Consider the following 24,720-nt stretch of genomic DNA (forward strand, 5'->3'; position numbering starts at 1 on the left):
TAAGCATGCTTATACTGGTGCCATGGACCGAATGACCATGGCGCTGGAAGCGCTGCGCGAGGGCGGGCCGGTGCTCGTCACCGACGCCGCCGACCGCGAGAACGAGGGCGACGTGGTGCTGGCCGCGCACGCCGCGACGGAGCACTGGGTCGCGTGGACTGTGCGGCACACCTCCGGATTGCTGTGCGCGCCCATGACTCCGCACCGCGCGGCGGGGCTCCGGCTGCCGCCGATGGTGTCGCGCAACGAGGACCCCCGCGGCACCGCTTATACCGTGACTGTGGACGCGAAAACCGGGGTGACCACCGGGATCAGCGCCGCGGACCGGGCCCGCACCCTGCGGCTGCTCGCCGATCCGGCGGCCGCCGGATCGGATTTCGTCCGTCCTGGGCACGTCCTGCCGCTGCGCGCGCGAGCGGGCGGGGTCCTGGAACGGCCGGGGCATACGGAAGCGGCGGTCGAGCTGTGCCGGCTCGCGGGCGTTCCGCCGGTCGCGGCGATCGCCGAACTGGTGGCCGACGACGGATCGATGCTCCGCGGCCCCGGCGTCGACGACCTGGCGCGCCGGTTCGGCCTGCCCGCGCTGAGCATCGCGGACCTGATCTCCTATCGCCGCCGGAATCCGCTGCCCGCCGGCGAAGAGCCACGCGTGGTGCGGACCGCCGAAACCGAACTTCCGACCCGGTACGGCCGCTTCCGCGCGCTGGGCTACCTGGACCTGCGCACCGGTGCCGAGCACCTCGCGCTCGTCCGGGGCGAGCTCCGGGACGAGGCGACCGTACGCGTGCACTCCGAATGCCTCACCGGCGAATCCCTCGGCTCGGCCCGCTGCGACTGCGGCCCGCAACTGCACGCCGCGCTCGCAAGAATCGGCCGCGACGGCGGGGTGCTGGTGTACCTGCGCGGACACGAGGGCCGGGCGATCGGGCTGGCGAAAAAGCTGGCGGCGTACGAACTTCAGGACCGGGGACTGGACACAGTGGACGCCAATCTCCGCCTGGGAGAACCGGCTGACGCCCGCGAATACGGCGCCGCCGCGGCGATCCTGGGCGATCTCGGCATCGTTCGGGCGCGGGTTCTCACCAACAATCCCGGCAAGGTCCGGGGTTTGGAGGAGGGCGGGGTTTCTGTCGTGCGCAGGCTTTCGCTCAGCGTTGGTGCGACGCCCGCGAATCTTCGCTATCTGGCTGCCAAGCAGCGGCGGATGGGCCATCTGTTCGACGAGCACAAGCTCTCTGGCGACCGGCGCTGAGCCGATCCCGTAGCGGTGCTGCCGAATCGGGGCCGCGGCTCACCGGATTCTTGTCCGGGTTTGCGCGCCGGTTCCGGCGAGGTGACGGCCACGGTCGTCCGGTCGAGCCAGCCCGGGCCGTCGACGTCGATGGTGGTCACCCCGGCCGGGATGGACAGTGCGGCCATTTCGGGCACCAGGCATACGCCCAGTCCTGCGGCGCGCGCACGGCGTGGCCGATGACCGGATCGGCGAGGCCAGGCCAGGAACCTAGGGTCGCCGCCGGTGCCCGGCGATCCAGGTCGCGCCACCAAGCGTCGCGCACGCAATTGCCGCAGGAGGGCGGGCGTCCGTCCTTCGGCCAGTGACCGCCCCTCTCCTCCCCGAAGACGAGCCGACAGCCCCGCGCATCCTCCCGAGAGACAAGGCACTTTCCTCAGCCCGGGCGATGCCGCCGCGGCAGGCCTGGTGACTCACTGTGGGCGCAGGTACCGCGGCGAGAGGAAGAACGGCCATGCCAGGTGTCGAGTTGCCACCGCAAGCGGTGGTGCAGCGCTGTATCCAGGGCTTCCAGCTCACTCAGACGGTGTACGCCGCCGCCCGGCTGGGTGTTGCCGATCTCCTGGCCGACGGGCCGTCGACCGGGGCTGCGCTGGCGGAGGCGACTGGCGCGGATCCGGCCGCGCTGCACCGGTTGCTGCTGGCCCTGGCGGCCGCCGATCTGCTCGCGACCGAGCCCGGCGGCCGGTTCGTGCTGACCGCTGCCGGGCAGTTGCTGCGCGCGGGCGTGCCTGGTTCGGCGCGCAACCGGGCCTTGTTCTTCGGCGATCACGCGACCTGGAGCGTGTGGGGGTCCCTGCTGCACTGCGTCCGGACGGGAGAACCGGCTTACCCGCACGTGTTCGGCACGGACGTGTGGCAGTACCGGGAACAGCATCCGGAGACCGCGGCGCTGTTCAACAACATCATGTCCGAATTGACGGCGATGAGCTCGGCCGCGTTGGTCCGGGCGTACGACTTCTCCTCGGCCGGCACGGTCGTCGACGTCGGCGGCGGGCACGGGCGGATGCTGGCGTCGATCCTCCAGGCGTTCCCGGGCATCCGGGGCGTGCTGTTCGACCTGCCGCGGACGGTGGCCGGCGCCGAGGCGCTCGCGCCGGTGCGGGATCGGTGCGAGATCGTCGGCGGCGATCTTTTCGGCGAGGTTCCCGCCGGGTACGACACGTATCTGCTGTCCCGGGTGGTGCACGATTGGGACGACGAGCGCACAGTGGACATTCTCGCCCGCTGCCGCCGCGCGATGAAGCCGGACGGCAAGGTTCTGTTACTCGAACGGGTGGTTGCCGGCGAGCCGGATCTGGCGTCCGCGCTGTCGGATCTGACCATGCTCGTCGGCACCGGCGGCCGGGAGCGGACCGGCGACGAGTTCCGCGCCCTGCTCAGCCGGGCCGGGCTGCGCGGCACCGCTGCCACGCCGGTCCTGCACGGGCTGCAGGTGATCGAATCCGTGGCCGCGCAGGAGGTTTGACCTCGCCGCCGCCGGGTGGTTCAGTGGCGCGATGACAGAGCTGGCAGGGATGCTGGACGAGGCCGCCGAGGGATTCGGCGGCCTCGTTCGCGCGGTGGCGCCGGACCAGTGGCGGCTGCCGACGCCGTGCCCGGACTTCACCGCGCTGGGCGTCGTGGAGCACGTGGTCGAAAGCCTGATCCAGTACGCCGATCTGGTGGACGCCAAGCGATTCGACTCCGAGCTGACCGTCGGACTCGCCGGGGCCGACGTGTTCGCCGCTTACCGGGCCGCGGCCGTCCGGGCGGTCGGCGTGTGGTCGCGCGAAGAAGTGCTCGCCGCCGAGCATCCGATGCCGTGGGGGCCGATGCCCGGCCGCGCCCTGCTCGGTTATCTGGTGCTGGAACACGTGGTGCACGGCTGGGATCTCGCCACCGCCACCGGGCAGAAGAATCCCTTCGGCGACGAGCTTGTCCAGGCCGTGGACGGCATCGCGCGCGGGCACAGCGAGCAGGATCTGCGCCAGCCCTACATGTTCGCGGCCCCGGCGCCCGTGCCCGGCGACGCGCCGCCGCTGGACCGCCTCGCCGGCTTCCTCGGCCGCCGTCCGTCCACTGTGGACTGACCTCCTCCCGGCGGAGGACGCCCTCCCGCCCGATCTCCTCCCGGCGGTCGCGCTGCTGGCCGACCAGCGGGCGATGCCAGCCGGACCCGCCGGCTGCGAATCTCTTCCCGGTGGGGCGGCGAGCCCTGGCGGGAAGGGGATCGGCTGTGGCGGCGACCGAAGACGGCAGTGCGGTGACGGGCGAGGTCGAGGATCTGCTCGGTGCGGTGGGCACGAAGGTCCTGGCGCGGGACGGGCACACCTGTTTCGGCGATCTCGGCGTGGATTCGCTGGCCCGGCTGGAAATCTCGAAACGAGTGCAGGACCGCTACGGCAGCGACATCGAGGACCTGCTGACCGCGGAGACGACCCCGGTCGCGCTGGGAGAGATCATCGGCGGCCTCGCCGCGCCGCGGACGCCGGCCCGTGTCGAGAACCAGGTGGAGATCGCCGCTCCGATCGGCTACGTGTGGAACGCGGTCAACGACGTTCGCCGCTGGACGGAACTGTTCACTGAGTACGCCGCGGTGGAAGTGCTGGCCGAGGGCGAGAACTGGGTGACCTTCCGGCTCACCTTGCGCCCGGACGCGAACGGCGTCAGCTGGTCCTGGGTCTCGCGCCGCCGCTGGAACCGGGACAACTGGACGGTCCGCGCCTGGCGGATCGAGCGAGGCAACTTCGAGTTCATGCGGCTGCGCTGGACTTTCGAACCGCTGGAGAAGGACCGCACCCGCATGACGTGGGCGCAGGAGTTCCGGATGAAGCCGTCCGCGCCGCTGGACGACGCCGCGATGGCCCGCCGGCTCGACACGAACTCCGCGGCCCAGATGGAGGTCATCGCCCGCCGGATCGAACAGTGCCGGGGCCGCAGGCGGACCTGGGAGGACACGCCTTCGGTGCGCGGGCGCGGCGGCGACATGCGCACCCTGATCGGCCCGGCGGCCTGCGGATCCGCCTACGGCATCAGCGGATTCGTCGAACTGGCCCCCGGCGAGCGGATCGCCGAACACCGGCATCCCTACTCCGAGGAGCACCTGCTGGTGGTGTCCGGACGGGCCGAGATCGACCTCGACGGCACGCCGGTCCCGCTGGGACCCCGCGAGGGGCTGCTGGTGCCGCGCGACGTCCGGCACCGGCTGCGCAACGCCGGCGACGGCCCGCTGACGGCGGTGTTCGCGCTGAGCCCGCTGGCCCCCAGCCCCGAACTCGGGCACGTGGACACCGAGTCCGGAGCGCGGTGATGCCCCGTCGCACCGCGGTGACCGGGGTCGGCGTCTTCGCGCCCGGCGGTCCGGACCGGGAGGCGTTCTGGCAGCGGGTGCTGTCCGGCCGCCCGGCGATCCGCACGATCACCGCCTTCGACCCGTCCCCCTTTCGGTCCCGGATCGCCGCCGAATGCGACGACGTGCCGGACCTGCACGAGGACCGCTACGTCGCGATGGCGCTGGCGGCCGCGGACGAGGCGGTCGCCGACGCGGCGATCGACCTGTCCGCGCTGGACCCGTTCTCGGTCGGGGTGAGCATGGGCACCGCCGTCGGCGCCTCGGTCCGGCTGGAGGAGCAGTACGCGCTGGCGAGCGGCAACGGTCGCATGTGGACAGTCGACGGCTCGCGGGTGACCGGCGACCTGTATCCGGCGCTGGTGCCGTCCAGCCTGGCGGCCGAGACGGCGATCCGGCTGCACGCCTGCGGACCGGTCGTGACGGTGTCCACCGGCTGCACCTCGGGCATCGACGCCATCGGCTTGGCCCACGAGATGATCCTGGACGGCGAGGCCGACGTCGTGCTCGCCGGCGCGTCCGACGCGCCGGTCACCCCGATCACCGCGGCCTCGTTCGACGCCATCCGCGCCACCAGCCCGCTCAACGACGACCCGGTGCGCGCTTCCCGTCCGTTCGACGCCACGCGGGCGGGGTTCGTGCTGGGCGAAGGCGCGGCCGTGCTGGTGCTGGAAGAGCTGTCGGCGGCGCGGCGGCGGGGCGCGCGCGTCTACTGCGAACTGTCCGGTTACGCGGGCCGCGCCAACTCGTTCCACATGACCGGCCTCAAGGCGGACGGGTGCGAGATGGCCGAAGCGATCCGGATCGCGCTGCGGCAAGCCCGGCTCGCGCCGGAGCGGATCGACTACCTCAGCGCGCACGGCTCCGGCACGAAACAGAACGACCGGCACGAGACCGCCGCGTTCAAACTGGCCCTCGGCGACCACGCCCGCCGCACGCCGATCAGCTCGATCAAAGCCGTGGTCGGGCATTCGCTCGGCGCCATCGGGGCCATCGAAACGGCCGCCTGCGCGCTGGCGATCCGCGACGGCGTGGTCCCGCCGACCGCGAACCTGCGCACTCCGTCCCCCGAATGCGATCTCGACTACGTGCCGCTGGTCGCGCGGGAGCACCGGGTCCGGCACGCGTTGTCGGTCGGCAGCGGATTCGGCGGTTTCCAGTCGGCGATGGTGCTCTCGGAACTGTCGGGCGGGAACTCGTGACTCCTACCGCTAATACCACCGGGAATCCCATCGTGATCACCGGCCTCGGCGTCGTCGCGCCGAACGGCGTCGGCACCCAGCAGCAGTGGAAGGCCACGCTGGCCAAGCAGAGCGGCATCGCCCCGTTGCCGCCCGAGGTGCATGGCGGGTCCGGGCTGTGCTTCGGCGGCCAGGTGCCCGACTTCGACCCGGACCAGTTCGTCCTTGCCCAGCAACGGGTTCAGACCGATCGGTGGACCTGGTTCTGCCTGGCCGCCGCCCAGCTCTGTTTCGCCGATGCCGAACTCGACCTCGGTCTCGCCGATCCCTACGGCCTTTCGGTCGTCACGCCGAGTTCCACCGGCGGCAACGTCTTCGGGCAGCGGGAGCTGCAGTCGCTCTGGTCCCGGGGGCCGCGGGCGGTCACCGCCTACCAGTCCATCGCCTGGTTCTACGCCGCCAGCGCCGGCCAGCTGTCCATCCGGCACGGTTTGCGGGGGCGTTGCGCGGTGACCGCGGCGGACGGCGCGGGAGGGCTCGCCGCGGCGGGCGCGGCCCTGCGGATGCTCCGCACCGACCCGGGCCAGCGGATCCTCGTGGCCGGCGGCGAAGCGCCGTTCTCGCCTTACTCGATGGTGTGCCACCAGCGGCGGGCCGACCTGAGCCGGTCGGGGGAGTACCATCCGTTCCGCACTCCCGCCACCGGCGGAGTGCTCGGCGAGGGCGGTGCCGCTCTGCTCGTCGAGACCCTGGAATCGGCGACCGCGCGGAACGCACCCGGCCGCTACTGCGAAATCGCCGCCGTCGTCAGCACTCACGACGCCCACGACCAGACCCTTCCTCCGCGCGCTCCCGGCGCTCTGGTCGCCGCGATCACCCGCGCGCTGCGCCGGGCCGACGTCACTCCGGACGAGGTCGACGTGGTGTTCGCCGACGGCAACGGCGCCTCCGACTGGGACAGCCTGGAACTGGCCGCCCTGCGTGCCTGCTTCGGCGACGGGTTCGCCGACGTGCCGGTCGCGGTGCCGAAAACCATGACCGGCCGCCTCAACTCCGCCGGAGCCCTGCTGGATTTGTGCTGGGCCGCACAGGCTTTGGCCTACGACATCGCACCGCCCGCGCTGGGCGGCGGCGACGGGCCGCTGGCGGTGGCGGGCGAGCCGTGCTTCGCCGCGGGACTGAACACCGCGCTCGTCATCGCCCGGGGAGCGGGCGGGTTCAACGCCGCGGCCGTGCTCAAGTCGATCGGGGGCCGGGCATGACCACAGTGGACAGTGCCACCACGATCATCGACCTCAGCATGCCGGTCGCCGACCTTCCGTTCGACCCGGGCGTGGTCCGGATCAAACCGTGGACGCACGCCGACGGCCCGCGCCGGATCGGGCGCAAGGCGGCCTTCTCCCGGCAGCTGCCGCTCGCGACCCGGATGCGGCGCGCGGCGGGCTATCTCACCGGCCGCAGGCGGATCGACGAGCGCAGCTTCCCGGACGGATTGTTCCTCGGCAACGAATTCCTGACGCTGTCGGTGCACGCGGGCACCCACATGGACGCGCCGTTCCACTATGGACCGACGTGCGAGGGCAGCGCCGCCAAGCGGATCCACGAGATCCCGCTCGACTGGTGCGTCGGCCCCGGCGTGGTGCTGACGCTCACCCACCGCGAGGCGGGCGAGTCGATCACCGCGGACGACCTCGCCGCCGAGCTGGACCGCATCGGCCACGAGCTCTCGCCCGGCGAGATCGTGCTGCTGCGCACCGGATCCGACCGGCTGTGGCCGACCCCCGCCTACTTCGGCGGCCATCCGGGCATGACCGTGCCCGCCCTCGAATTCCTGCTGGACCGCGGGATCAAGGTCATCGGCACCGACGCGGCGGGTTTCGACCTGCCCGCCGGGGTCATGATCGAACGCTACTACCGCACCGGCGACCGCGAGCATCTGTGGCCGTGCCACCTGTTCGGCCGCCGCCGCGAATACCTCCAGATCGAACGGATGGGCCGCCTCGGCCGGCTGCCGCGGCCGACCGGCTTCACCGTGTGCTGCCTGCCGATCAACGTCCGAGACGCCGGTGCCGGCTGGGCGCGGCCGGTCGCGCTCGTGCCCGCCGGGAACAGTGAGGGGTGACATGCGCGTCCTGCTGATCGCCACCAACCGGGAGTCCCGCCCGTCCTACGCGGTGCCCGCCGGCGTGGCCTACCTCCAGAACGCCCTGCTCGAAGCCGGGCACGAGGCGCGGATCCTCGATCTGTGCTTCGAACCGGACGAGCGGCTCGGGCCATTGGTCGCCGCCACCGTCCGGGAGTTCGATCCGGCGCTGATCGGGGTGTCCATCCGCAACGTGGACAACGAGACTTACCTGCGCTACCGGGGAAATCTCGGCGACGTCCGCGTCGTGATCGAGGCCTGCCGCGACAGTTCGGCCGCGCCGGTCGTGCTGGGCGGCTCGGCTTTTTCGCTGATGCCCACCGAAATCATGAAGGTGCTGGGCGTCGACCTCGGCGTGGTGGGCGAGGGCGAACCGGCGATCGTGGCGCTGGCCGACGCGCTCGGCAAGGGCGAGCCGATCGACAGCGCGCCCGGCCTGATCCGGCTGGTCGACGGCGAACTGGTCGCGGCCGAACCGGCGCGGGTCGCCGATCCGGCGAGCATCCGGGCCCCGCGCACCTTCGTGCCGGATCCGCGCTACTTCAGCACGAAAGTGGTCGGCCCGCAGCCGACCTACGGCATCCAGACCAAACGCGGCTGCACCTTCCGCTGTTCCTACTGCCCGGTGCCGTCGATCGAGGGCAAACGATTCCGCTTGCGCTCGCCGAAGGAGATCGTGGACGAGATGCGCCACGTCCGGGATCTGGCCGGGGTGCGGCGGTTCTTCATCACCGACAGCATCTTCAACCTTCCCCGGCGGCACGCGATCGCGGTCTGCCGCGAGCTGATCGAAGCGGATCTCGGCGTCGGCTGGATGGCCTACACCAACCCGTTGCAGTACGACGACGAGCTGACCGACCTGTTCGAACTGGCCGGCTGCGAGACGCTGAACTTCGGCCTCGACGCCGGCTGCGACGAGATGCTCGCCAGCCTGCAAAAGGACTTCAGCCGCGCGGACATCGTCAACGCCACCGCCTGCGCGCACCGTTCCGGGCTGCGCATCGTGCACTCGCTGCTGCTGGGCGGGCCGGGGGAGACGGTCGAGACCGTGAAGTCCACTTTGGACACGATGGCCGAATGTCGTCCGCACGTGCTCACCATCGCCTTCGGCATCCGGCTCTACCCGCAGACCCCGCTGTGGCACGCGCTGGGCAAGGCCGAAGGCAGCGTGAACATGCTGATGCCGTTGTTCTATGTGGACGAAGCACTCGGCGGGGACGAGTGCGCGCAGATCCTCCGTCTCATCGACACCTTCATCGACGGGCACCCGGAGGTGATGGTGCGGATGAACTTCGACCAGAACAAGCTCGCGGCCGAGGTGGCCGCCAGTTCGCTGCGCGTTTCCAAGACACAGGGGTGAGTCGATGACAGCAACCCGGGAACCCGCGCTGCCGTTCGCGGCACGGGACCGCTACCCGATCATGTGCTACCCGATGCCGTGGGCGCCGCCGGACCACTCCGCGATCGCCGGGCAGATGGGCCTGGCCGCGCCGGCGCCGACGCCCGGACCGAAGGCGATGTACATGCACATCCCGTTCTGCCAGTACCTGTGCGGGTTCTGCCCGTTCGTCAAGTACAAGCAGGACCCGGAGCGCATCCGGCAGTACGTGGTCGACCTCAAGCGGGAGATGGACAACTACGCCGCCGCGGCGTACTTCGACGGCGCTTCGTTCGGCTCGCTGTACATGGGCGGCGGCACCGCCAGCATCCTCGAGCCCGAGCAGCTGGCCGACCTGGTCGGGCACGCGCGGCGGCGGTTCTCCTTCGTCGGCGACGCGGAGTTCACGCTGGAATGCAGCCCGATCACGGTGACGGAGGACAAGCTCCGGCAGGTCGCGGCGGCCGGGATCAACCGGGTCAGCTTCGGCGTGCAGACCTTCGACGAAGAGATCGGCCGGGCCAGCGACGTCGCCCAGGACGGCGACACCTCGCGCCGGGTGATCGGCTGGGCCCAGTCCGCGGGCATCGACCACGTCAGCATCGACCTGATCTACAACCTGCCCGGCCAGACCGCGGCGCACGTCCGGTCCGACATCGACAGCGCGCTGGCCGCTGGAGTCAAGCAGGTCACCATGTTCCCGCTCTCGGTGATGCCGCACACCAAGCTGTTCCGGGACGTCCACGAGCGCAAGATCGCCAGTGTCGGCGAACTCGGCCACGAGCTGGAGCTGGCCCGGGCCGCCACCGACCACCTCGGCGACCACGGGCTGGTGCAGACCTCCGTGCCGGACTTCTCGCTGCCGGAGGTCACCTACCGGCACGCGCGCATCCACTTCGAGCAGTTCGAGGACCTGCTCGGGCTGGGAGCCGGCGCGATGGGGACGGTCAACGAGTACACCTACGTCAACGTCGCCGAGCTCAAACGCTATCGCGAGCTCACCGAGAGCGGTCTGCCGCCGATCAACGCCGGACAGCGGACGCCCGAACCGGAAAAGCCCCGCGCCACCATGGCCATGGGCCTGCGCATGCTCGAGGTCAAGCGCGCCACGTTCGTCGCGAGGCACGGCGCGCGGCCCGAGGACCTGTTCGGCCCGTTGCTGGAAGAGCTGGCGGACCGGGAGCTGATCGCCGTCGACGACGACGGCGTGCGGCTCACGCCGACCGGCACGTTGTTCGGCTACGACGTGGCCAAGGCCTTCTACTCCGACGAGATCAAGGCCGTCGGGCAGAAACTCGCCGAATCGCTCGCCCGCAAGCGGGATGTGCTCGACCTGGAAATCAAGGCCCCTGGAGGTGCCGCGTGAGCACGCCGACCATTCCCTACGCCAGCCGCGAGCGGATCTGCGTCTCGCACTACCCGCTGCCGGAGGCCCCGCCCCGTCCCGCCGAGCTGGCCGCGCTGATGGAACTCGACCAGCCGAACCCGCGGCCCGGCCAGAACGCGATGTACGTGCACATTCCGTTCTGCGACAAGATCTGCAACTTCTGCCCGTTCAACAAGCAGCTGATGGACGAGGCGAAGATGGACGCCTATCTGCTGCGGCTGAACGCGGAGGTCTCCTCCTACGCCGAGACCCGGCGGGTGTCGTCGATGACGTTCGGGTCCCTGGCGATCGGCGGCGGCACGCCCAGCTGCATGACCGCCGGGCAGATGGCCGGTTTCCTCGAGCACTGCCAGGACCGGCTGCGCTTCGCCGACGACGCGGAGTTCAGCATCGAGGGCAACCCGTCCAACTTCACCTACGACAAGCTCGTGGCCGCGCGGGCGGCCGGCTGCAACCGGATCAGCTTCGGCGTGCAGACGTTCAACGACGCGTTCGCCGCCACGCTGGAGATCCCGCAGGAGCCGGAGACCTCCCGGGAGGCGACCCGGCTGGCCCGCCGGGCCGGCTACGACAACGTGGGCATCGACCTGATCTACAACCTGCCCGGCCAGACCGTCGAACAGTGGCGGGCCGACGTGCAGGAGGCGATCGACTGGCGCTACGACCACGTCACCCTGTTCTCGCTGATCATCCCGCCGTTCACCCGCCTGCACTCGCTGATCGACAAGGACAAGCTGGCCCGCCCCGGCGACCACGAGCACGAGGTGACGCTGTACCGGCTCGCCTCGCAGATGCTGCGCGACGCCGGTTACGAGCAGTACTCGGTGTACGACTTCGCCCTCCCCGGCAAGATCAACAAGCACGCGGTGCTGTATTTCTCCGAGCAGCGCGACCTGCTGGGCGTCGGCGCGGCCGCCTTCGGCTACCTGGGCCAGTACATGTACGTCAACAAGGGCCCGCTGGCGGAGTACGAGGGCTGCGTGGACGGCGGCGACCTGCCGGTGCTGATCGGCTCGAAGGCCGACCGCGGCGAGGAAATGTGCGGGCAGATGGCCAAGGGGCTGCGCCTGTTCAGCGTCGACCGCCGCCTGTTCCGCGAGCTGTTCGGCCGCGACGCGGTGGAGGTGTTCGCCGAGCAGATCGCCCGGCTGACCGCACAGGGCCTGCTCGTCGTCACCGACGAGGCGATCTCGCTCACCGAGGAGGGCGTGTTCTGGGGCAACAACGTGTGCCGCGAGTTCTTCTCCGAGCGCTTCGCCCAGGTCGAGGCGATCCCGCGCGAGGTGCTCGCCCGCGGGCGGCTGCTCAAGGACGGCCAGAAGATGCCGAAACGGCTGGACCGCTGACATGCGGACGAAAAACGTGCTCGGCATCTGCGGCTCGCCCAAGACCAGCGGGCCCAGCGCCAGCGAATTCCTGTGCCGGCAGGCGATGCGCGGCGCCGAGGAGACCGGGGCCGCCACCCGCGTGATCCGGCTGGTCGACTATCCGATCGTCGACTGCGACGGATGCGGCGACTGCATGAACCGCACGCCGTGTCACTTGTTCAAGCGGCCCGAGGACCGCTACATCCAGCTGTACAAGCACATCAAATGGGCCGACGCGTTCGTGTTCGCCTCCCCGGTCTACGCGCTCGGGCTGCCCTTCACCTGGAAGCAGTGGCTGGACCGGTGCGAGCCGGCCAACGCGGACGAGCTCCAGTACCAGTACTACAACTACGAGGTCGCCGCGGACGTCAAGGGCACCGCGTTCCAGGGCAAGGTGGCCGCCCAGATCGTCACCTCCGCCGGCATCGGGCAGGAATGGGCGATGGCGAGCCTGATGCCGCTGTGGACCAACGTGAAACTGTCGGTGATCGCCAGCGTCGGGCTGAGCCTGATCGAGTTCGACGAGCAGCCGGGCATCCGCACCAAACCGTGGGGCCAGGGCGTGGAGAACGCCGAGTACGCCATCGAGATCAGCAGGCAGATCGGCCGCCGGGTCGCGGACGCGATCGGGTTCTCCACGTTCAACGTCAACGGCTCGTCGCCGCGGCTGGGCCGCAGCGACGGCCGGGACGTCAGCGAGCAGTTGACGCTGCTCACGGATCTGGCCGACCGCCCGGCCGACGTCTCCGACGGTCCGGGCGACCTCGCCGTGCTGGTGGTCGCCGGGCAGGCCAAGAGCGAGGAGGCGCTGCAGCGCGTCGAGCGGATCCGCAAGCTGGCCCCGGAGCTGGACGTCCGGCTGGTGGCGGTGGTGGACCAGCTGCCGCACTTCATCACCCGCGACTTCGTCAAGGACAAGATCGCCGACCAGCGCCACCAGGTGCCGGTGCTGCTGGACTGGGACCGGAAGTTCAGCGGCGAACTCGGCCTGTCGGCGAACGTGGAGCCGCACCTGATCGTGGTGGACCGCCTCGGCCGCCTGATCCGGCAGATCTCCGGCACGCACACCACGCGCGACGCCGTCACCGAGGTGCTGGCGGCGAGCCGCGACACCGCCGGCCAGGGCCCGGTGCCGGTGGAGATCGGGATGGGAGAACCGACATGACGCGAGAGCTGACCGCGCGCCCCGCGCAGGGCAAAGTCGTCACCCTTCCGGACGGAGCCCAGCTCTTCGTCCGCGTGGACCACGGCGACCCGCGGGCGACGCCGATGGTTTTCCTGCACGGAAACCGGGACAATCACACGCATTTCGCCGAATTGGCGGCCCAGCTTTCGGGCGAGCGCCCGTGCGCCAGCGTGGACCTGCGCGGGCACGGGCTGTCCTCCAAAGAGGATGTTCCGCTGTCCGCCCGGCAGTGCGCCGACGACCTGGCGACCGTGCTGGACGAGCTGGGTTGGCGCCAGGCCGTCGTGGTGGGACACTCGCTCGGTTCGGTGACCGCCATGGTTTTCGCGCTGGACCGTCCGGAACGGGTCAGCTCGCTGGTGCTGATGGGGGCGGCCGCGCACTACGAGATGAAGTGGAAGCGTCCGCCGGTCACCGAGGAGACCTACCGGGATGTCATCGCGGAATCCAACGAACGGGCGGGCCCGTTCTTCTTCCTGCCGCAGTACCCCGAGGTCGCGAAAAGAGTCATCGCGAGCTGGTCGTGGGTGCCGTTCTCCGTGCACCGCAACCTGATCCGGCTGCAGCACCCCGATTTGCGGGAACGCGTCGCCGGCATCACCGCTCCCACTCTGGTGGTCGCCGGCGACCAGGACCGGAGCACCCCGGTCAGCAGCGCCGAACTTCTCGCGGAGCGCATCCCCGATGCGCGGCTGCACGTGGTCTCCGACGCTGGTCATTTCATGTTTCTGGAACACCCGGTCGAGGTCGCCTCGGCGATCCGGGACTTCGTGTCGCGCCCGTCGGGCGGATAACGCTTCCGCACGAAGGCCCCGCCGGGAAAAGCCTTCGTGGCAAAGGAGAAAAGCATGGCCGAGCGAAGAGCCGGCGAGGTCCGTCCCGACAGCGTGCGGCAGTCGCCGCACCGCGGCACCCTCGCGGTGCTGACGGGCTGCGTGGTGCTGGTGTGGGCGGTGATGATGTCGGTCTTCCCGGCGCTGCCGCACATCGCCGCCGAACTGCGGCTCGAATCCTCGAGCCTCGGCGCGCTGCTCGCGGTGTCGTCGCTGGTGATGACGGTGCTGAACGTGCCGGCAGGCGTGCTCGCCGACCGGTACGGCCGCAAGCCGCCGATCACGATCGGGCTCGGCGTCAGCGCGGTCGGCATCTTCCTCGCCGCGCTGTCGTCGTCCGGGCCCGCTCTGCTGGTCGCCGGGTGGCTGGTGTTCGGCGTCGGGCGCGGCCTGTTCCTTTCGCCGACGTTCACCGTGCCCGCCGACCTGTTCTCGTTCCAGCAGCGCGGAAAGGCGATCGGCGTGCTCGCCGGCGGCATCGGAGCCGGTTCGGTGATCGGGTACGTGCTCGGCGGATTGCTCTCCGCGGGCGGCAATTGGCAGCTGGTGCTCTGGGTGGACGGCGCGCTGCTGGCCGTCGCCACGGTGGCGGCCGCATTGCTGCCGGAAAGCTTGAAGGAGAAACTGCCCAGCACATTGCCGAAGGCGTTCGCGCAGACGTTCACCTGGTTCGCCAACCGGACCGTGGTGGTGTCCGGTTTGGTCGCCGGCGTCGCGTTCGCGGTCGGAGTGGCCGCTACCTTCCTGGTGCCGTTCAGCTTGACCGCGCTCAACGCGTCCGCCTGGCTGATCGCGTTCGTGTTCATCCCGTACGAGGTGGTGGCCTCGGTCGGCACCGCGGTGGCAGGCGCGATTTCGGACAGAATCGGCCGCAAGCCGGTGCTGATCGGGTGCATCGCGCTGGTCGTGGTGGCGCTGGCGCTGCTGCCGCTGGCCGGGGTGTCGGTGGTCAGCGTCGCGATCATCTACGCGTTCGTCGGCTTGGCCGAAGGCCCGGCGATCTCGATGACCACCACCATGGTCACCGACGAGGTGCTGAAGCTGGACCCGCGCCGGGTCGGGTCCGCGCTCGGCGCCAACCGCCTGATCCAGGGCATCGGCCCGATCCTCGGCCCGGTGTTCGGCGGCCTGCTGGTGCAGGGGGCCGGCGTCGACGCCCGGTTCTGGGTGCTGGCCGGTGCGGGTCTGGTCGCGGTGGTGCTGGCGCTGGCGTTGCGCGGTGTGCCGGCGAAGGCGGTGGCTGCGTGAGCACGAGTTCGGCGTCGCTGCGAAAAGAATTCAAAGAGACCACCGCGGACGTGTCGGTGCCGCAACTGCGCAAGAACACGGCCGCGTTCTGGAAACGGCACCAAGACGACCCCGAGACCGTGACGACCGCGCTGATCGGACTGTGGACCGGTGCCGCCGACACCAACCTGCGGATGGGCGTCGCGATGACGCTCGGCCCGGCCGCGGACACCGTCGCCGGGGCGATGGAATTCCTGCTCGGCACCGTGCCGGAGGACGGCGACTGGCGCGTGCAGGAGTCGCTGGCCAAGGGTTTCGACTGGTTCTGCGCCGTGCGGGGCTGGGAGAAGTCCCTGCCGGTGATCGAGCAATGGCTGGGTCACGATCACCACAACGTGCGCCGGGCCGCCGCCGAGGGACCGCGCGTGTGGACGAAACGCCCGTACTTCGCCGAGCACCCGGACCACGCGCTGGAACTGCTGGGCCGGCTGCGCGCCGACCCCAGCGACTACGTGCGCAAGTCGGTGGGCAATTCGCTGTCCGACATCAGCAAGACCCATCCGGACCTGACCCTGGCCTCGCTCGGCGAATGGGCCGGGGATCCCGGGGCCGCCTGGGTGATCACCCGCGCCTGCCGCCATCTGGCGACCACGCGCGCCGAGCAGACGAAGCGGCTTCTCGCAGTGACGAAAGGATGAGCCCGTGGCCATCAGTTCCGACGTGTTCTCGCTCCCCACCTTCGCCGGGTCCGTGGACGGGCCGCCGACCGCGATGTTCCGGCGGATCAGCGAGCTGACCGTGCTCGCCGACCAGCTGGGCTTCGGCCGCGCGTGGTTCGCCGAGCACCATTTCCAGCCGCACGGCGGCATCCTGTCCGCGCCGGACGTGCTGATCGCCGCGCTGGCCGGCCGCGCGCCGCGGATCCGGTTCGGGCTCGGCGTCGTGCAGGTGCCGTATCACCACCCGCTGTCGGTCGCGGAACGGGTCGCGACCCTCGACCAGGTCACCGGCGGCCGGGTCGAACTCGGGCTCGGGCGGGCGTTCCTCAAATGCGAGTACGACGGTTTCGGCATTCCGATGACCGAGAGCCGCGCCCGGTTCGCCGAGGGCGTCGAAATCGTCCTGACCGCGCTGACCGGCAAGGAATTCGCGCATTCCGGCCGGTTCTTCGACTTCCCCGAACTGCACGTGGAGCCGGCGTGCGTGCAGGACCCGCCGCCGGTCTGGGTGGCCGCCGCGACCACGCCCGAGACGTTCGAATGGGCCGGGCGCAACGGTTTCCGCCTGATGGTCGCGCCGCTGCTGTCGCCGGATCTGCCGTCGCTGGGCGAGAAAGTGGGGCTGTACCTGAACGCGTGGACCAAAGCGGAACAGCCGCAGATCGTGGTCAACGTGCATGTGCACGTGGCGGAGGACGACGAGCAGGCGCTGGCGGAGGCCGAGCCGCACCTGCGCCGGTATGTCGACGAAACCCGCGCGGCCGGCGCCTCGGCGATCGCCACCTTCCACCGCGACGGGGTGCCCGCCGACTTCGCGCACTATCCGGCGCTGGGCAAACGCTGGTTCGACTTCACGGTCCGCGGCGCCGTCGAGCGCGGCGCGGTGGCGGCCGGCTCGCCCGAGACCTGCCGGCGCATTCTCCGCGACCTCGCTGACCAGTTGCACTGCACCTCCGTCGCGGCCACCTTCGACTTCGGCCAGCCGCAGGAGGTGGTGGAGCGGTCCATGCGCCGCTACGCCGGCGAGGTCGCGGGCGCGCTGTGAGCGACTACCCGTTGCCCTTCCGGCTGGCGCTGCGGGTCCTCGGCGCGATGAAGGTACTGGGCCTGCGGCCGGGCGAACCGCTCCTGCCGCGCCTGCTGTTCATGGGCGCGGACCCCGGCGAGGCGGTGGATGCCTTGCGGCGCATCAGATCGGTGCCCGGATGGGTGCGGGAGTGGACCGCTCTCGGAGACCGGCACGAAGAGCTGGGGCAACGCGCCATCGAGCGCGGCGACCCGGTAGGCGCGGTGGAAAGCTGGACTCGCGCCGTGGCCTGCCTGCGGGTCGCCGAATACCTCGAAGCCGACGAGCAAGCACGGCGCCGGTTGTGGACGCGCCTGGTGTCGGTGGCCGGATTGGTCGCCGACCACAGCACGCCGCGCGTGGTGCGCCGGGAGGAGCCGGTCCCGGTTTTCCTGAGCCTGCCGCCGACCGGGGAACCCGCGCCCTGCGTGCTGACCCTGGGCGGGGTGGACGGGGTGAAAGAGGAGTTCTTCGCCCTGCTCGCCGCTTATGCCGCCCGTGGCTGGGCCGGGGTGGCCCTCGACCTGCCGGGCCAGGGAGAGCTGCGGCGGTTCGACGGGGTGCCCTGGCGGGCGGACGCGGAGACCGTGGTGTCCGAGGTGATCGACGACCTGGTCAAAATGCCGGAGATCGACCCGAACCGGATCGTGGTGGTCGGCGGCAGCGCGGGCGGCTATTTCGCGCTGCGGGTCGCGGCCGCCGACCACCGGATCGCCGGCTGCGCGGTCATTTCCGCCCCGGTGCGGCTTTTGGACGTCTACGAGTCCGCGCCGGAGCCGATTCCCCGCACCATGAGGTACAACCTGGCCGCGGACTCCGACGAGGCGGCGCGCGAACGCCTGCGCGCCTTCGACGTCGTGCCGATGCTCGGCGACATCGAATGCCCGGTGCTGCAGGTGCACGGCGGGAGCGACGGCACGGTCCCGGTCGCCCAGAGCGAGCCGGTGCGGGCGGCGTTGGGGGAGCGGGTGCGCAGCGTGGTTTATCCGGACGGTGATCACATGTGTTTCAATCACCGGCCGGTGTGGGAAGCGGAGTTGCGGGGCTGGCTGACTGAGCTTTTCGCTCACCAGTGCCGGATTCCGTGTTCGAATCCGTAGATCACTAGCTGCACCCGGTCCCGGCAGCAGAGTTTTTCGTGCAGATGGCGGATGTGGCTCTTCACGGTCGTGTAGCTGATCATCAGGCGTTCAGCGATTTCCTCGTTGCGCAGTCCGGAGACGACCAGTTGCAGGACCTCCCCCTCGCGTTCGGTGAGGCCGCCCGGCATCTCGGCGGTCTCGCCGGGCGGCGGCTGGGAGACGAACGCGGAGATCAGCCGCACCGTGGAACTGGGGGACAGCAGCGCCTCGCCGGAATGCGCGGCCCGCAGCGCGGCGATGATCTTGTCCGGCGGCGAATCCTTGACGATGAAGCCGACCGCGCCCCGGCGCAGCGCGGTGAACAGGTACTCGTCGTGGTCGAACATCGTGAACATCACGACCTTCACGCCGTCGCAGCCGCCGGGGCCGGTGATGTGCGAGAGCGCGTCCAGCCCGTTCATCCCGGGCATCCGGATGTCCATCAGCACCACGTCCGGCTTGAGCCGGCGGCACAGTTCCACCGCGTGGCCGCCGTCGCCTGCCTCGCCGACGACGCTCATCCCGGCGCGTTCGCACAGCACGCTGCGCAAGCCGATCCGGACCAGCGGCAGGTCGTCCACGAGCAGCACCCGGATCATGACGGGCGGTTCAGCGGGGGAGGGAAACTTCGAGGACGAACCGGCCGGCGGATCTTCGGCGCGTGGTGACCCGGCCGCCGCAGCGGGTCACCGCCAGCTCCAGGCCGCGCAGGCCGTGCCCGCGGTCGAGTTCGCGGTGCGCGGGCCGTTCGGGCGCTCCGCCGCTCACGATCGTCACCACGATTTCGTCCCCGAATTCGACGTGAATCGACACCCGGCCGCCCGCCCGGTGTTTCGCCGCGTTGGAAATGCCCTCCGTGACGACGCGCTCGAGAAGAAGTTCCTGGGCGGGGGAAATGTTCGGGAAATCCGGCCCGCGCACCGTCGCCGACACGTCGGCCACGTCGCGCGGAATGCGGGAAGGAATTTCCCGGACCCAGTCCACGACCCCGCGCGGCGAGGGCTTTTCGGCGTCGCCGGTGCGCAACAGGCCCGACACCCGACGCAGATCCCGCAGCGCCGACTCGGCCATCCCGGCGAGCAGCGCCAGATCGGCCTGGCTGCAGCCGCGGCCTTTTTCGCTCCACAGCCGGGTCTGCGCGGTCATCAGGACCAGATGGTGCCCGACGAGATCGTGCAGGACGTCGCCGACGTGGCGGAGGTCCGGTCGCGGTTGGACAGTTTCCAGCACCGTCCGCGACAGTGCCGACGGTCGTGATTCCGCCCCCATTGGTCCCCCCGAGTCGTCGCCCCCCGCACGGTATTCGATTTTCCGCAGAGGGATGCTACCTGATCGGGGGACGTGTCGCCTAATGGTTGCAATACCGGGAGGCGGTTCTCCGGGAATGATCAAAAAATGTACTATTAGTGCGGTCGCGCGATTACGGAACGGAAGCGGGAGCGGGGCGGGTATTGCTGCGAATGGCCGAACATCTGTTTCGGGCCCGCGTCGCGACTGTTCTGCGCGGCCGGGGGCGGAATCTGCTGTTTACGCGTTTTGTTCGGATTCCGGCGGCGCTCGGCCGGGACCTGGACGGCGGGAGAGCGGCAGCGGCAATTTCCCGATCGTTCGCTCAAGTTCGCCGAATTCTCCGGCGGGAGTTCGCAGTCCCCGGCAGGGGGCGTGCCGGGGACTGCGAACAGGGCGCGACGCGAAACGATCCGAACCAGCGGGGGAGCCTCCCGAACGCCCTCCGCGGCCGAGGGGTCAGGACTGGTGGTGGACCAGGGTCGCGCCGGTCCGGAAGTCGTCGAGGACCGCGGTGATCGCCTTGTGGCTGATCACGCACGCATAGCCGGGATCGTGCTCGATCTTCACCTGGACGGGAAACTTGGCGGTCCCGGCGACGGTGCCGTCCTTGATCGGGTAGTCCGCCGTGGTCAAGCCGGTCGCGGACGCGTGGACGTCGAGAGTCGACTCGCCGTTCGTGCAGAAGGCCGTCACCTCGGCCGTCAACTTGGTGGAAATCGTGGTCTTGCGGCCTCCCACCGCCACATTCACCTCTCGGAAGGTGACGGTGGCGACGGTTCCGTCCCATCCGACGACGGTGGCCTCCGGCACGAAGCGCGCCTCGGCCGCCTGCGCGGCGTTGGAGCCGGCGGCCAGGAACGCCGCGGTCGTCGCGGCGGCCACGGCGAATTTCGCCGCCTTCCGCCAAGCGGCTCCGCGGTCGCCCGGAGCACCTGGTCTACGCCTGGCGAGCAGCGCGCGAGTTTCCTTGAAATGCATGCCGACTCCTTGTCCGGTGTTCGAGCGGAGAGAAAGCGAGAACCCGGCGGCGACTGGTGCCGGGGAGGCGCCGCACCAGTCGCCGCCGTCGCCGGCGCGTCACGGCTCGGCCGTGAACTGCCGGTCACACCTGCTGGAAGTCCACCGGGACGTCGTTGTTGTTCTGGTCCTTGGCGCCGCCGGACGCGCCGTTGACGACGGTGAAGTCCTTGGTCGTGCCGTTGAATTCAAGCCGCAGCGTCTCGAAGCCGATCCGCAGGGACGACACGCCCCGCAGGTTGGCGGCCGCGACGTGGAACTTGAGGTCGATGTTGACGTCGATCAGCTGCTCGTTGCGGTAGGTCTCCTTCAGCACGCTCCGGCTGCTGTCGTGCTTGAAGCTGAAGACCCACACCTTCCAGCTGTCCGACGACGGGAGGTTGTAGACCTGGTAGAGGGCCTTGAAGTTGTAGCTGCGGAGCCTGCCGTGGATCTCGCCTTCGAGATCGAAGCCCTGCGACTGGATCACGAGTTTCTGGAAGGTGCTGAAGCCGTGGAACGCGGTGATCGGGTCGTCGGCCAGTGCGGCGGATCTGGCCCCGGTATCCCCGACGACGAGGTTGAACGGCCCGTGGGTCACGTCGATCACGGACGCACGCGGCGCGGCGGAAGCCGCCGTCACCCCCGTGGTCAAGGCCAGGACGCCGACAGCGATCGCCACCGCCGCCCGGGCGCATGCCTTCCAGGCACGATTTTCCATGTCCGCCTCTTTTCTGTTCCTGTCCGGTATGGGGCACGTTTCTGGAATTGGGTATTCGGCGGCTCGCGCCGCCTCCGAATACCTCATCAGGGGGCACTGGACGGCGACTGGACGGCGATTGGACCGCGAATTACCGTCGGGGGCGGGGGATTCGCGACGAGATCCGGCGAAACGCACCGTCGCCGCGAAATGAATCCACAAAGGACCGGCCGGGAGCGGGAAAGAACCGGTCGTCCCGGCGGACGGCCCTGGCGTGCACCCGGCTGTCGTCGGCATTTTAGGCCGGGCGGAGCCACTTTCTTGTGCATCGGCCGTCAGGCCCATTACGTTTGGTTCCCAGCCGATAGCTGGGGGCCGCGGTGGCGACGAATTCGGTACGCATCCAGGTGCTGGGATCGCTGCGGGCTTGGCACGACGGCGCCGAACTCGATCTCGGCCCGCCCGGCAGGCGCGCGGTTCTCGGGCTGCTCTCGCTCGCCGGAGGGAATGCCGTGGCGTTGCGGGACCTCGTGGACGCGCTGTGGGGCGACCGGCCGCCGCCGAGTGCGGTGAATGTCGTCCAGACGCACGTGAAGCACCTGCGGCGGTTGCTGGAACCCGGCCGTGCGCCGCGGGCGGGCAGCGGGGTGCTGCCGCACGTCGGCGGGGGCTATGCCGTGCGCCAGGGCGCTGTCGAAGTCGACCTGTGGCGGTTCCGCGAACTCATCGGCGAGGCGAACGACGCGCACCGCGACGCCAACACCGCCCGCGTCGCGGCTTCGCTCGGCGAGGCACTCCGGCTGTGGCACGGCAGGCCGCTGGCCGACCTGCCGCCGCTCGCCGGTCACCCGAAGGTCGTTTCGCTGATCGCCGAACGCCGGGAAACGTTCTGCCGGTACGCCGGGGCGATGATCGACACCGGCGCCGCCGCGGAGGTCCTGCCCGCCATCGCCGAAGCCGCCGCGGAACAGCCTCTCGACGAAGCCGCGCAGGCCCTCCTGATCCGCGCCCGCCACGCCCTCGGGCAGCGGGGCGAGGCGTTCCGGCTCTACGGGCAGGTGCGGACGCGGCTCGCCGACGAACTCGGGATCGACCCCGGACCCGAACTTCAGGCCGCGCACGCCGCCGTGCTGCGCGACCCCGTCGCCGCGGTTCCCGCCGAACCCCGGCCGGCGCACCGGGTCCCGAAACAGCTGCCCGCGCAACCGCGCGGGTTCACCGGACGGACGGCGGAACTGTCCCTTTTGGACAGTCTGGCCACCGGCGGCATCGCCGTGGTCTCCGGCACGGCGGGCGTCGGAAAGACGGCGCTGGCCGTGCACTGGGCGCACCGCGTCCGGGCCCGCTTTCCGGGCGGGCAGCTGTATGCGAACCTGCGCGGCCACGCACCGGGCACCCCGGCCGCGCCGCCCGAAATCCTCGCGCAATTCCTTGCCGCGCTGGGGATTTCGCCCAGCCGCGTCCCTCCCGACGCGGAGACCGCGACGGCGCTGTACCGGACCCTGACGACCGACCGGCGGATCCTGGTCCTGCTGGACAACGCGGTCAACCCCGATCAGGTCCGGCCGCTGCTGCCCGCCGGACCCGGGTGCCTGACGGTGGTGACCGGGCGGGACCGCCTGACAGGTCTCGTCGCCGTGAACGGCGCGCGCCGGCTCACGATCGACGTGCTCAGCCCCGACGAAGCCGTCGAACTGCTCGCGGGCGTCCTGGGCGACGGGCGCGTCCGCGCCGAGCCGGAGGCGGCCGCCGAATTCGCCAAACTGTGCGTCCACCTCCCGCTCGCGTTGCGGATCGCCGCGGCCAACCTCGCCGACCGGCCCGGCTCCGGCATCGAGGACTACGTCGCGGAACTGCGCGAGGGCAACCTCCTCGCCGCCCTCGCGGTGCCGGGCGACGAGCAGACGGCGGTGCGGGTCGCCTTCGACCTGTCCCACGCCGCCCTGTCCGCTGACACCCAGCGGCTGTTCCGGTTGCTGAGCCTGATTCCCGGCGCGGACTTCGCCGCCGAGGCAGCGGCCGCGCTGACGGGCGTCGAGACCACGCGGGCGGTCGCGGTGCTGGACCGGCTCGCCTCCGCGCACCTGGTCGAACACCCGCCGGGCCGGTACCGCTTCCACGACCTGCTTCGCCGGTACGCCGCCGAGCAAGCCGGACGGCTGGAGTCCGCCGCGGACCGCGAGCGGGCGCTGCGCCGCCTGTACGACTGGTACCTGGCGGGGGTGGACGGCGCCGCCCGCCTTCTGTACCCGCACATGCTGCGGCTGCCCGTGTCCGGCGTCCCGGCCGCGTTCGCCGGGCTGGGCGAGGCGTCGGCGTGGCTGGACGCCGAACGCGGCAACCTGGTCGCCGCCGCGCGGTTCGCGGCCGACAGCGGCCCGCGGCCCATGGCGTGGCGGCTCGCCGACGCGATGCGCGGGTACTTCTGGATGTGCATGCGCCGGGTCGAATGGCTCGCGGTCGCCGAAGCCGGCCTGGCCGCGGCCGACGCGGACGGCGAACCCCGCGCGCGGGCCGCCGCCCGGCTCAGCCTCGCGGACCTGTACTTCCGCCAGGGCCGCTACCAGCAGGCGGTCCGGCAGTACACGGCGTCGTTGCTGCTGGCGCGGCAGGCGGGCTGGGTCGAGGCGCAGGCGGCGGTGCTGGGCAACCTGGGGTGCGTCTACTGGCAGTCCGGGCGGCTCGCCGACGCCGCGTCCCGGTTCGGCCGCGGGCTGGACCTCAGCAGGCGGATCGGCCAGCCGGCCGGGGAGGCGGTCGCGTTCGGCAATCTCGGGCTCGTCCACTGGGAAATGGGCAGGCTCGCCGAAGCCGCCGAGCACTACACCCAGGCGCTGCGCCGCTACCGCCGGATCGGGTCCCGGTACGGCGAAGCGATCAGCCTCGCCAACCTCGGGCAGACCCAGCACGCCCGCGGCCGGACCGCCGAGGCGGTGGAACTGCTCTGCCAGTCCCTCGACCTGCAGTGCGAGGCGGGAAACCGGGGTGGCGAAGCGGAAACCCGCAGCCGGCTGGCCCTGGCGCACAGCGATCGCGGCCACCGGGCCATGGCGCTCGAATGCGCCGGCACGGGGCTCGCGCTCGCCCTCGAGGCGGGGGACCCGCGGACCGAGGCGGAGGCACTGGCCGCCCTGGCGGCCGTGCTCGCCCGCTTCGGCGACCGGCCGGAGGCGATCCGCCGGTACGAGCAGGCGCTCGGCCTCATCCGCGAGACCGGCGACCGTTACCCGGAAGCCGACGCGCTGATCGGCCTGGCGACGGTCACCGCGGACCCGGAACCCGCCCGGCAGGCCCTAGCGCTCGCCGAGCGGGCGGGATACCGGGCGCTGCGGGGCCAGGCTTTGACGGCGCTGGCCGGAGCGCTCCTCGCGCGCGGCGAGACCGGGGCCGCCGCCGAGCACGCCCGGAACGCGCTCGCCGTGCACCGGGAGACCGGGCAGGGGACGGGGGAGGCGCGGACGCTCGCTCTCCTTTCCCGGCTGGGCCCCGGCGAAGGACGGTGAT

Annotated in this window: 21 protein-coding genes; 17 read left to right on the top strand and 4 right to left on the bottom strand. The window is 70.9% G+C overall.

Going from position 1 to position 24,720, the window contains the following annotated elements; translation table 11 throughout:
- Positions 1–22: 22 nt before the first annotated feature.
- From ribB to ACZ7SW_RS19800, 16 genes are all read left to right on the top strand, one after another.
- Positions 23–1,252 carry a 3,4-dihydroxy-2-butanone-4-phosphate synthase gene (gene ribB, locus ACZ7SW_RS19725; protein ID WP_470231853.1) on the top strand — a complete coding sequence of 410 codons (1,230 nt, stop codon included), beginning with the start codon at positions 23–25 and terminating at the stop codon, positions 1,250–1,252.
- Positions 1,253–1,745: 493 nt separating this feature from the next.
- Entirely contained in the window at positions 1,746–2,759 is a 1,014-nt protein-coding gene (locus tag ACZ7SW_RS19730; RefSeq protein WP_470231854.1) for a methyltransferase, read from the top strand.
- A 31-nt stretch (positions 2,760–2,790) separates the two neighbouring features.
- On the top strand, positions 2,791–3,363 hold the full coding sequence (locus tag ACZ7SW_RS19735) for a TIGR03086 family metal-binding protein (RefSeq protein WP_470231855.1): 573 nt from the start codon (positions 2,791–2,793) through the stop codon (positions 3,361–3,363).
- 146 nt (positions 3,364–3,509) lie between these two features.
- Positions 3,510–4,583, top strand: coding sequence for a cupin domain-containing protein (locus ACZ7SW_RS19740; protein ID WP_470231856.1), 1,074 nt, complete (start codon positions 3,510–3,512; stop codon positions 4,581–4,583).
- On the top strand, positions 4,583–5,824 hold the full coding sequence (locus ACZ7SW_RS19745; RefSeq protein ID WP_470231857.1) for a beta-ketoacyl-[acyl-carrier-protein] synthase family protein: 1,242 nt from the start codon (positions 4,583–4,585) through the stop codon (positions 5,822–5,824). Before ACZ7SW_RS19740 ends, ACZ7SW_RS19745 begins: the two co-directional genes overlap by 1 nt.
- A 32-nt stretch (positions 5,825–5,856) precedes the next feature.
- Positions 5,857–7,065 (top strand): beta-ketoacyl synthase N-terminal-like domain-containing protein, encoded by a 1,209-nt coding sequence (locus tag ACZ7SW_RS19750; protein WP_470231858.1) that lies wholly within the window; start codon positions 5,857–5,859, stop codon positions 7,063–7,065.
- A complete protein-coding gene (locus tag ACZ7SW_RS19755) occupies positions 7,062–7,925 on the top strand; it encodes a cyclase family protein (RefSeq protein ID WP_470231859.1) in 864 nt (287 codons plus the stop codon). The genes ACZ7SW_RS19750 and ACZ7SW_RS19755 overlap by 4 nt, the downstream gene beginning before the upstream one ends.
- A 1-nt stretch (position 7,926) precedes the next feature.
- The gene (locus tag ACZ7SW_RS19760; RefSeq protein WP_470231860.1) at positions 7,927–9,306 is read left to right on the top strand and encodes a B12-binding domain-containing radical SAM protein; all 1,380 of its coding nucleotides are present in this window, start codon (positions 7,927–7,929) and stop codon (positions 9,304–9,306) included.
- A gap of 4 nt (positions 9,307–9,310) precedes the next feature.
- The gene (locus ACZ7SW_RS19765) at positions 9,311–10,690 is read left to right on the top strand and encodes a coproporphyrinogen-III oxidase family protein (protein ID WP_470231861.1); all 1,380 of its coding nucleotides are present in this window, start codon (positions 9,311–9,313) and stop codon (positions 10,688–10,690) included.
- A complete protein-coding gene (hemW, locus tag ACZ7SW_RS19770; RefSeq protein WP_470231862.1) occupies positions 10,687–12,057 on the top strand; it encodes a radical SAM family heme chaperone HemW in 1,371 nt (456 codons plus the stop codon). The genes ACZ7SW_RS19765 and hemW overlap by 4 nt, the downstream gene beginning before the upstream one ends.
- A gap of 1 nt (position 12,058) precedes the next feature.
- A complete protein-coding gene (locus ACZ7SW_RS19775) occupies positions 12,059–13,243 on the top strand; it encodes an NAD(P)H-dependent oxidoreductase (RefSeq protein WP_470231863.1) in 1,185 nt (394 codons plus the stop codon).
- Positions 13,240–14,058: an alpha/beta fold hydrolase gene (locus ACZ7SW_RS19780; protein WP_470231864.1), complete on the top strand. Its 819-nt coding sequence runs from the start codon at positions 13,240–13,242 to the stop codon at positions 14,056–14,058. Before ACZ7SW_RS19775 ends, ACZ7SW_RS19780 begins: the two co-directional genes overlap by 4 nt.
- 54 nt (positions 14,059–14,112) lie before the next feature.
- A complete protein-coding gene (locus ACZ7SW_RS19785; protein WP_470231865.1) occupies positions 14,113–15,345 on the top strand; it encodes an MFS transporter in 1,233 nt (410 codons plus the stop codon).
- Positions 15,342–16,022, top strand: a complete 681-nt coding sequence (locus ACZ7SW_RS19790; protein ID WP_470231866.1) for a DNA alkylation repair protein — start codon at positions 15,342–15,344, stop codon at positions 16,020–16,022. Before ACZ7SW_RS19785 ends, ACZ7SW_RS19790 begins: the two co-directional genes overlap by 4 nt.
- Positions 16,023–16,026: 4 nt before the next feature.
- Entirely contained in the window at positions 16,027–17,088 is a 1,062-nt protein-coding gene (locus tag ACZ7SW_RS19795) for an LLM class flavin-dependent oxidoreductase (protein WP_470231867.1), read from the top strand.
- Positions 17,085–18,209, top strand: coding sequence for an alpha/beta hydrolase family protein (locus tag ACZ7SW_RS19800; RefSeq protein ID WP_470231868.1), 1,125 nt, complete (start codon positions 17,085–17,087; stop codon positions 18,207–18,209). The genes ACZ7SW_RS19795 and ACZ7SW_RS19800 overlap by 4 nt, the downstream gene beginning before the upstream one ends.
- Here the strand turns inward: ACZ7SW_RS19800 and ACZ7SW_RS19805 are convergent.
- The 4 genes from ACZ7SW_RS19805 to ACZ7SW_RS19820 all read right to left on the bottom strand — a co-directional run bounded on the left by ACZ7SW_RS19805 (position 18,176) and on the right by ACZ7SW_RS19820 (position 21,237).
- The gene (locus ACZ7SW_RS19805; protein ID WP_470231869.1) at positions 18,176–18,829 is read right to left on the bottom strand and encodes a response regulator; all 654 of its coding nucleotides are present in this window, start codon (positions 18,827–18,829) and stop codon (positions 18,176–18,178) included. The genes ACZ7SW_RS19800 and ACZ7SW_RS19805 overlap by 34 nt on opposite strands.
- 10 nt (positions 18,830–18,839) lie before the next feature.
- A complete protein-coding gene (locus ACZ7SW_RS19810; protein WP_470231870.1) occupies positions 18,840–19,460 on the bottom strand; it encodes a sensor histidine kinase in 621 nt (206 codons plus the stop codon).
- Positions 19,461–19,976: 516 nt separating this feature from the next.
- On the bottom strand, positions 19,977–20,498 hold the full coding sequence (locus ACZ7SW_RS19815) for a hypothetical protein (RefSeq protein WP_470231871.1): 522 nt from the start codon (positions 20,496–20,498) through the stop codon (positions 19,977–19,979).
- 124 nt (positions 20,499–20,622) lie between these two features.
- Entirely contained in the window at positions 20,623–21,237 is a 615-nt protein-coding gene (locus tag ACZ7SW_RS19820; protein WP_470231872.1) for a hypothetical protein, read from the bottom strand.
- 359 nt (positions 21,238–21,596) lie between these two features.
- On the opposite strand from ACZ7SW_RS19820, the gene ACZ7SW_RS19825 reads away from it, so the two are divergent.
- Positions 21,597–24,719, top strand: coding sequence for an AfsR/SARP family transcriptional regulator (locus tag ACZ7SW_RS19825; protein ID WP_470231873.1), 3,123 nt, complete (start codon positions 21,597–21,599; stop codon positions 24,717–24,719).
- Position 24,720 lies beyond the last annotated feature (1 nt).

It is taken from the genome of Amycolatopsis sp. NPDC114484 (assembly GCF_055633755.1).

Coding starts and splice junctions, on each gene's coding strand:
- ribB (WP_470231853.1), top strand. CDS start 23: ATGGACCGAATGACCATGGCGCTGGAAGCGCTGCGCGAGGGCGGGCCG.
- ACZ7SW_RS19730 (WP_470231854.1), top strand. CDS start 1,746: ATGCCAGGTGTCGAGTTGCCACCGCAAGCGGTGGTGCAGCGCTGTATC.
- ACZ7SW_RS19735 (WP_470231855.1), top strand. CDS start 2,791: ATGACAGAGCTGGCAGGGATGCTGGACGAGGCCGCCGAGGGATTCGGC.
- ACZ7SW_RS19745 (WP_470231857.1), top strand. CDS start 4,583: ATGCCCCGTCGCACCGCGGTGACCGGGGTCGGCGTCTTCGCGCCCGGC.
- ACZ7SW_RS19755 (WP_470231859.1), top strand. CDS start 7,062: ATGACCACAGTGGACAGTGCCACCACGATCATCGACCTCAGCATGCCG.
- ACZ7SW_RS19760 (WP_470231860.1), top strand. CDS start 7,927: ATGCGCGTCCTGCTGATCGCCACCAACCGGGAGTCCCGCCCGTCCTAC.
- ACZ7SW_RS19765 (WP_470231861.1), top strand. CDS start 9,311: ATGACAGCAACCCGGGAACCCGCGCTGCCGTTCGCGGCACGGGACCGC.
- ACZ7SW_RS19775 (WP_470231863.1), top strand. CDS start 12,059: ATGCGGACGAAAAACGTGCTCGGCATCTGCGGCTCGCCCAAGACCAGC.
- ACZ7SW_RS19780 (WP_470231864.1), top strand. CDS start 13,240: ATGACGCGAGAGCTGACCGCGCGCCCCGCGCAGGGCAAAGTCGTCACC.
- ACZ7SW_RS19785 (WP_470231865.1), top strand. CDS start 14,113: ATGGCCGAGCGAAGAGCCGGCGAGGTCCGTCCCGACAGCGTGCGGCAG.
- ACZ7SW_RS19805 (WP_470231869.1), bottom strand. CDS start 18,829: ATGATCCGGGTGCTGCTCGTGGACGACCTGCCGCTGGTCCGGATCGGC.
- ACZ7SW_RS19815 (WP_470231871.1), bottom strand. CDS start 20,498: ATGCATTTCAAGGAAACTCGCGCGCTGCTCGCCAGGCGTAGACCAGGT.
- ACZ7SW_RS19820 (WP_470231872.1), bottom strand. CDS start 21,237: ATGGAAAATCGTGCCTGGAAGGCATGCGCCCGGGCGGCGGTGGCGATC.